Here is a 6763-nt window from a genome sequence, read left to right on the forward strand (position 1 = left end):
AAGAATGAGATCGTGAACACCACGGTGCTCTAGTTTTTCTCGGTTCGCTGTTCGCTGTTCGCTGTTCGCTGTTCACTGTTCACTGTTCACTGTTCACGGTTCGCGGTTCGCGGTTCGATAACTGTGAACTGAGAACTATGAACTATGAACTATGAACTATGAACTCCCCTTCACGCCCTCGGTGCCTCGACACTGCGCAGGACGCTGTCGAGCACCTGATCCACGGTTTGGCCGGAGATGGAAACCTCCGGGGTCAGGGCGATTCGGTGACGCAGGACGGGGAGGCTGGCGCGCTTCACATCGCCAGGGGTGATGAAGGTGCGGCCTTCCATGAGCGCGTAGGACTTCGCCACACGCACGAGGGCGATGGCTCCGCGTGTGCCGGCACCGAGTGAGATGGCTCCATGATGACGCGTGGCGCGTGTGATGGCGACGGCGTAGTTCACCACGCTCTCGACCGCCTCCACGGCAGCCGCTTCGGCCTGCGCCTGGAGGATGTCCTGCGTGGTGCAGACCTGGCCGACCTGCTCCGCCGTGAGTCCACGACCTGCGGCAGCGGATGATACGGCGCGGACGATCCAGGATTCCTGCGCAGCAGCAGGGTAGTCGATCACGACCTTGAGAAGGAAACGGTCGAGCTGGGCCTCTGGCAGCGGGTAGGTGCCTTCTTGCTCGATGGGATTCTGCGTGGCGAAGGTCATGAAGGGCGGCACGAGCGCGTGGGTCTCGCCATCGATGGTGCCCTGCGTTTCCTGCATGACTTCAAGCAGGGAAGACTGCGTCTTGGCGGGAGCACGATTGATTTCATCTGCCAACAAAAGCTGGGTGAAGACCGGGCCGCGACGCACGCGGAAGCTCTGGCTGCCGAGGTCGTAAAGCGTGTGACCCGTGACATCGGAAGGCATGAGGTCGGGCGTGAACTGGATGCGCCGGAACTGCGCGCCAAAGGTGCGGCTGAGGGCGAGCACGAGATGCGTTTTGCCCAGGCCTGGCTTGCCCTCCAGAAGCACGTGCCCGCCGGCGAGCAGCGCGGCGAGACATTGCTGGATGACCTCGGGCTGGCCGATGAAGACCTGCTCTACGGCTGCACGGATGGCACGCATGATCTCCGTGGAGCGTGGCATCGGCGGTGGGGCAGGGGGCACATAGACGCTTTCATCGGGAAGAGGGATGGGCGGGATTTCGGAGGTCATGGCGGTGAGCTTAATGGAGTGAGTTTTTCAGGATTTGCAGGTCCTGGATGTGGCGGACGAATTCGCGCGTGGCGGGTTTCTCCGCCGCTTCAAAGGCGGCGCGGATGCGTGGCTCGGGGAGGTCGCTGCGCTCGGTGAGGATCTCGATGATGGCCGAATCATTGTGATGGATGAGATGCGGATAAAGTCGCGTGGCACGGGCACGAACAGCATCTGCAGCCGCAGCGAGCAGGATGTCTCCGCGCCTCATGCGGTGGAAGAAACCACCCAGCGCGCTGATGTGCTCGAAGAAGTGCTTCGTGTCATGCAGCACCACCTGACGCTGCGGTCCGAAGCGTGGCAGATAGATCCAAAGCCAGACGACGGTGAGCAGCGCGAGCCCGATGAGCGGCATCCACGCGCGCTTCCAGAGCAGCGCCCAGAAGCTGGTGCCGAGGGAGACGATGAACTGCACATGCTGCGCGTCATCACCGACGAGATCGACGAGCAGTTGCGCGTGGTCGCCATCGTCGATGAAGCGGTTGCGGAAAGGCCGCGCGTGGTTCAGCAGGGTCACTCGTCCATGACCGTGGATCAATGACAGCGCGGTGTGTTTGCCATCCTTGCCCACCGCCCATTCACTGCTGCGAAGTTTTCGGTCGAGCTGGAGATGCACGATGGAGGGGAAGGTGAGTTTGTAGGTCTTGCCGTCTGCTTGGAGTTCATCCGTCTGCGTGGGCACATCTTCGGGCTCCTTGATGAGTGGCTTCTTCTTCGCGGGCTCCTTTGATTTAGGCTCCTTGGTTTCGTCCTCTTTCTTGGGCTCTTCAGCCTTGGGGGCAGGCTTGTTTTCTTCGGCCTTCTTGTCCTCGGCCTTCTTAGCCTTGGCATCGTCATCCTTCTTCTTCTCGCCGTCCTTCTTATTGAGGCGCTTGCGCATGTAGTCAGGCAGCACCTTCTCCAGCCAGGTGTCGAGACCGAGCATCTTCACCTTCATGCCTTCGAGGATGGGATCTTTGCGCTCGGCATTGCCGGTGTAGCCGTAGGTGCTGCCGCTGCTGAAGAGACCCCAGTCATTGTAGGGCGCGCAGCCGGCCATGGCATAGATCAGGTGGCCGCCATCGCCCGCCCATTGCAAAAGCTGCCGCGCGCGTGCCTCGGGCATCCCGGCTTCAGCGGAGATGATGATGACTCCGCCATCCGACTCGGGCAGAGCTTTCAGCGTCGGCAGGCGCTCGGTGTAGTGGCCTTCTTCGATCAGCAATTGCTGTGCAGCCAGGAAGGGATCTGTCCGCGCCTTGCCTTTGTAGCCGAGCGGGATGGTCACGTCCTCCCAGGTTCCATCACAACTGCTCAGCAGCATCACGCTGGCGATGAGCATGGCTTGAACGATGACGTTCTGCCCGCGTGGTGCCGGAGCGTTGTTGGAAAAGGGCCACGTCCGGCAAAGGGTCTCGAACTCGGCAGGCTCAGCTTCTTTGCCCGCATAAGCCGCACGCACCCAGACGAGGGTGAGCTGGCGGAAGAACTGCATCACGGGCCCTTCGACCACATCGGCGGCCTTCATCAAGCAATCGTCCTCTGTGTCGCTATCTCGGATGGCCAAACGCCGCTGCTCCACCAGTCGTGAAAGCGCCCCGCGATACAGCAGACTCAGCGCCTCGCGCACATTCCCGGCAGTCCAGGCGGCACGCGCGGCAGCCACGATGTCCTCCGGCAGACTGTCCCGAGTGATCGCCATGCCCATGATGACTCGCGGCGCGGCTTCAGGAGCATGGGTGCGCGGCGAACGAGGTCCGTTCGTGTAGTTCCGGCTGTATTGCACCAGCCACCAGATCACGTAGCCGAGCAAGGCCGCCAGCGCCGCATAGCCCAAGACCCACAGCAAGATGGCGAACAAGCCCCCGATGCCCGCATTGGTCTCCGATGCTGCCGGCACCCACACCGGCGTGGTGCGTGAATGCTCTTTGAATTCCTCCTGCGTGAGGATCTCCCTCACGGCCTTCTTCGCCTCGGAGACTTCTTCGGTCACCACCGTTGGTTGGGCATCAGCGGCTGAAATCATGCCCGGCAGGGCAAAGGCAAACGCCAGCAGCGCCACCACCACGGGCCGCAGTCGCGCAGCGAGCCGGCGGAAGGTCAGCTCGATGTCCCAGCCTTCCAGCTTGGTCCGTGAGTTCAGATACAGCCCGAAACCCGCGCCCACATAGAAGGGCTCGATGATCGTCATGGCGATGAGGTAAAGCACGTTGCTGAACCACTGCTGCGCGTTCGTTGTTTGAAAGTAGGATTCGGGGTCTTGAACGATGCTGCTGAAGTCAGGCAATCCATCCGCCGGGCCGAGACTGCTGGCCAGCGCGCTCAAGCCGAGCCAGACGGCGATCTCCAGCTTGATGAACACCCAGGACAAGCTCGCACCGCTGCTGCCGCCATCCATGGCGAGGGTGGTCACGCGCTGGCTCGCCGCCTTGCCCTTCTGGCCTTCCAGCATCAGCACCGGCAGCGCGAAGCTGCGGATGAAGCTCAGCCTCCGCCACAGCAGCGCGGGCAGCAAAAAGCGTGACCACAGGCGCGGCCACTCGCGCAGCGTCTCCTTCACCGTCGGGCGTGAGCCAAAGGCGGCGCGGCTGAGATGGAAGAGCGGCACGCGGTCGTAGAGCGGCTTCAGCCACCACGCGGCCAGACTGAACCACATGGGCTGATCCCAAAGCAGCACGCCCAGCACGATCCACACGGGCATCACGGTGATGAGCCAGAGCAGGATCACGCGGCCATAATCACGCCGCGTCATCGCACAGCCGAGATCCACCGCCTCCCAGGGCTGGCGAGGGCGCAGGGCCACCGTCAGATCCTCAAGCCTCATTCCGCTGCCTCCCGCACAGGAAAAGATAACTCAGCGTCAGCGTCCACATCACGGCGCCAAAGCTGTACTTGATGGCAGGCTGCATCGGGTTCGCCGACCAGAAGCCCTCAATGATGGCTGCGAAGGAGGTCATCAGCACCGCGCCGCCGATCAGCACCAGCGCCTTCCGCCCGCTGAGCACCAGCGCTGTTTTGCGATCATACGGGCCGGGCTTCACGATGCCCAGCCCGAGACGCATCCCCGCCATACCCGCCACGATCACGCCCATCAGCTCCGGTGCGGAATGACCTGCGACAAAGCTGTAAAACGTCGCCGGATTGCAGGCATGATGCACATAGCCCGTCGCTGCGCCGATGTGCGCGCCATTAAAAAGCATGATGAAGATCGACCCCACGCCGCCGAGCATCCCTCCGGCAAAGGTGCGCAGGTTGATGCTGACATTGTTCCAGATGTAAAAGCCGAACATGCCGAAGTTCGACCCGAACTCCTCGCGCATGTAATCCTGCGGCGAGGTGCCCTGGCCGTACATCATTTCCATCTGGATCATGCCCTCGGGGCCGAGGATGGACATGGCCCACTCGGGATCAAACGGAGTCCAGATCGCCAGGAAAAGGAAGGGCAGCCAGAAGATCGCCATGCAGAACCAGAACAGCCCGCTCTCCGCCTGAAACGAGCGGGGAAACTCCCGCAGCACCAGCTCCGCCGCACGCTCCCAGCCGCCGCTGAGCCGCCGCTCCAGCACGCGATAGCCCGTGATGGCCAGGGAGTTCAGCTTGTTCGTCAGGCGCGGGCCATACATCCGGTGCTGCGCCAGACTGAGATCATGGCAGGTCTGGCGAAAGAGCGTCGGCAGCTCCTCCACGCCTGCATTGTCCTTGCCGCCTTTGTTTTCCACCTGATCGAGCAGCTTCGTCAGATGCTCCCAGCGGGCGGTGTTTTCGGTTTCGAAGTCTTTGGGAGACATGCGGCGTTAGTTCTTGCCTCCTTTTTGCAGCCACACGCCCATGCTGCACACCTGCGTCAGGCCGGAGAGGCCCGTGCGACCGGTCAGCGGCTCCAGCAGATCGCTGAGTTCCATCTTCCGCGCGTCTGACCACTGCGGAGCACGCTCCAGAAATTGCAGGATGGCCGCCTGCTCGGCTCGGCTCAGCGCCTGAGGCGGAGGCTGCGGGTCGGCATTCACCTGGATCGCCGCCGTCTTGGTCTCCTTCGGGTCATCATAAATCACCACCGTGTCTGCCACCAGATCTCCCAGCCGCTGGAAACGCTGCGTGAAGAGGCAGCAGATCAGGCCAAAGAGATAGCCCGCAGGCATGAAGTCGATCGTGCGCAGCAGATTGCGGATGATCGACTGAGGCAGCCGCACCGGCGCGCCGGAAACGCTCGCCACCTTCACTCCGACGGCACGTTGTCCCGGAGTCGCGCCGCGTGCCGTCATCTCGAAGACCACATTGTAAAACCACGCCAGCAGGAAGAGCCCCAGCAGCATCACCCCTTGAGCGATCCCATCCCCGAGCCCTCCAGCGATGATCCCCACCAGCAGCACCCAGGCAAAGATGACCACGAAGAAAATCAGCAGATCAATGAACCACGCCAAGCTGCGCACCGCCGGGCCCGCCACCCGCAGGTGGATCTCCACCCCATCGGCCAGCTCCACGGGCTGAAGGGTGTCGATGGGCAGGGCGTTCGGAGCGGGGGGCATTCGGGGGAGAAGAGCGCCGAATGAAGCGGCTGCCTTAGGTTTTGACAATGGCAGAGTTCAGAAGCTGGCTTTGATCTTCTGGGCTTAGGCATCCCAATGAAAAGGGGCCTTTTCGACAGGATTCACAAGATCGGCAGGATTCACAGGTCTGAAAAATCCTGTTCATCCTGTAAATCAGGTCAATCCTGTTTGATCTGTGAACGACGTGGTCCGATCCCCGTCGTCAAGCTCGTCGCCTACCTCACCGAAGTTGTTTTCGGACCATGCCCAGCGTTCGCGTCCGGCATGACTCTGCGCGTTGAATGCACTTCGGGCTACCGTCTTTGCTTCTAAGACTTCCCCCCCCCCGATGAATCGGGCGTTGCATTCGCCGCTCTCCGCCCTAAATCGCCCGCCCGCCACAGGATATCTGGCTTCGTCATTCGTCCTTCGGTTTTCGTCACTTCTCTCCTCCCATGTCCCAGCCTGATTCCATCCCCAATGTCCTCGCCGAACGTTATGCCACGCCTGCCATGCGCGCCCTCTGGTCGGGTGAGGGGAAGGTGCGGCTGGAGCGCGATTACTGGATCGCGGTGCTGAAGGGACAACGGGATCTGGGCATCCCGGTGCCGGAGGGTGTCATTGAGGCCTATGAAGCGGTGAAGCATCAGGTGAATCTGACTTCGATCATGGAGCGTGAGCGCGTGACGCGGCATGATGTGAAGGCTCGTATCGAGGAGTTTTGCGATCTGGCCCGCCATGAGCACATTCACAAAGGCATGACGAGCCGTGACCTGACGGAGAATGTGGAGCAACTGCAAGTCTTCCGCGCGCTGCTGGAAGTGCGGAAAAAGAGCATCGCGGTGCTGGCCGGTCTGGCGAAGCGGGCGCAGCAGGTGCGTGACATCCCCTTCACGGCGCGCACGCACAATGTCGCGGCGCAGGTGAGCACCATGGGCAAGCGTCTGGCGATGTTTGGTGAGGAAATGCTGCTGGGCGTGCAGGCGCTGGAGGCACTCATTCAAACCTATCCCGCCCGAGGTCTGA

Annotated in this window: 5 protein-coding genes; 1 reads left to right on the plus strand and 4 read right to left on the minus strand. The window is 61.9% G+C overall.

The window, feature by feature from the left end; genetic code table 11:
• Positions 1-170: 170 nt before the first annotated feature.
• Genes AC6FTP_RS24525 through AC6FTP_RS24540 form a run of 4 tightly spaced genes read right to left on the minus strand, consistent with a single transcriptional unit; the run spans position 171 to position 5737 of the window.
• Positions 171-1193: an AAA family ATPase gene (locus AC6FTP_RS24525; protein ID WP_497209539.1), complete on the minus strand. Its 1023-nt coding sequence runs from the start codon at positions 1191-1193 to the stop codon at positions 171-173.
• 10 nt (positions 1194-1203) lie between these two features.
• Positions 1204-4014, minus strand: coding sequence for a DUF4350 domain-containing protein (locus AC6FTP_RS24530; RefSeq protein ID WP_497209540.1), 2811 nt, complete (start codon positions 4012-4014; stop codon positions 1204-1206).
• A gap of 10 nt (positions 4015-4024) precedes the next feature.
• Positions 4025-4999 (minus strand): stage II sporulation protein M, encoded by a 975-nt coding sequence (locus AC6FTP_RS24535; protein WP_497209541.1) that lies wholly within the window; start codon positions 4997-4999, stop codon positions 4025-4027.
• A 6-nt stretch (positions 5000-5005) separates the two neighbouring features.
• Positions 5006-5737 carry an RDD family protein gene (locus AC6FTP_RS24540; RefSeq protein WP_497204696.1) on the minus strand — a complete coding sequence of 244 codons (732 nt, stop codon included), beginning with the start codon at positions 5735-5737 and terminating at the stop codon, positions 5006-5008.
• A gap of 455 nt (positions 5738-6192) precedes the next feature.
• On the opposite strand from AC6FTP_RS24540, the gene AC6FTP_RS24545 reads away from it, so the two are divergent.
• Positions 6193-6763 (plus strand): lyase family protein (locus AC6FTP_RS24545; RefSeq protein WP_497209542.1); only part of this gene is annotated, 571 nt, incomplete at its 3' end.

Origin of the sequence: Prosthecobacter sp. (assembly GCF_044378005.1) — a bacterium.
Classification (GTDB): Bacteria; Verrucomicrobiota; Verrucomicrobiia; order Verrucomicrobiales; family Verrucomicrobiaceae; genus Prosthecobacter.

What these genes read in the sequence shown, in the direction of transcription:
- AC6FTP_RS24525 (WP_497209539.1), bottom strand. Translation starts at nt 1,193, where the DNA reads ATGACCTCCGAAATCCCGCCCATCCCTCTTCCCGATGAAAGCGTCTAT.
- AC6FTP_RS24535 (WP_497209541.1), bottom strand. Translation starts at nt 4,999, where the DNA reads ATGTCTCCCAAAGACTTCGAAACCGAAAACACCGCCCGCTGGGAGCAT.
- AC6FTP_RS24540 (WP_497204696.1), bottom strand. Translation starts at nt 5,737, where the DNA reads ATGCCCCCCGCTCCGAACGCCCTGCCCATCGACACCCTTCAGCCCGTG.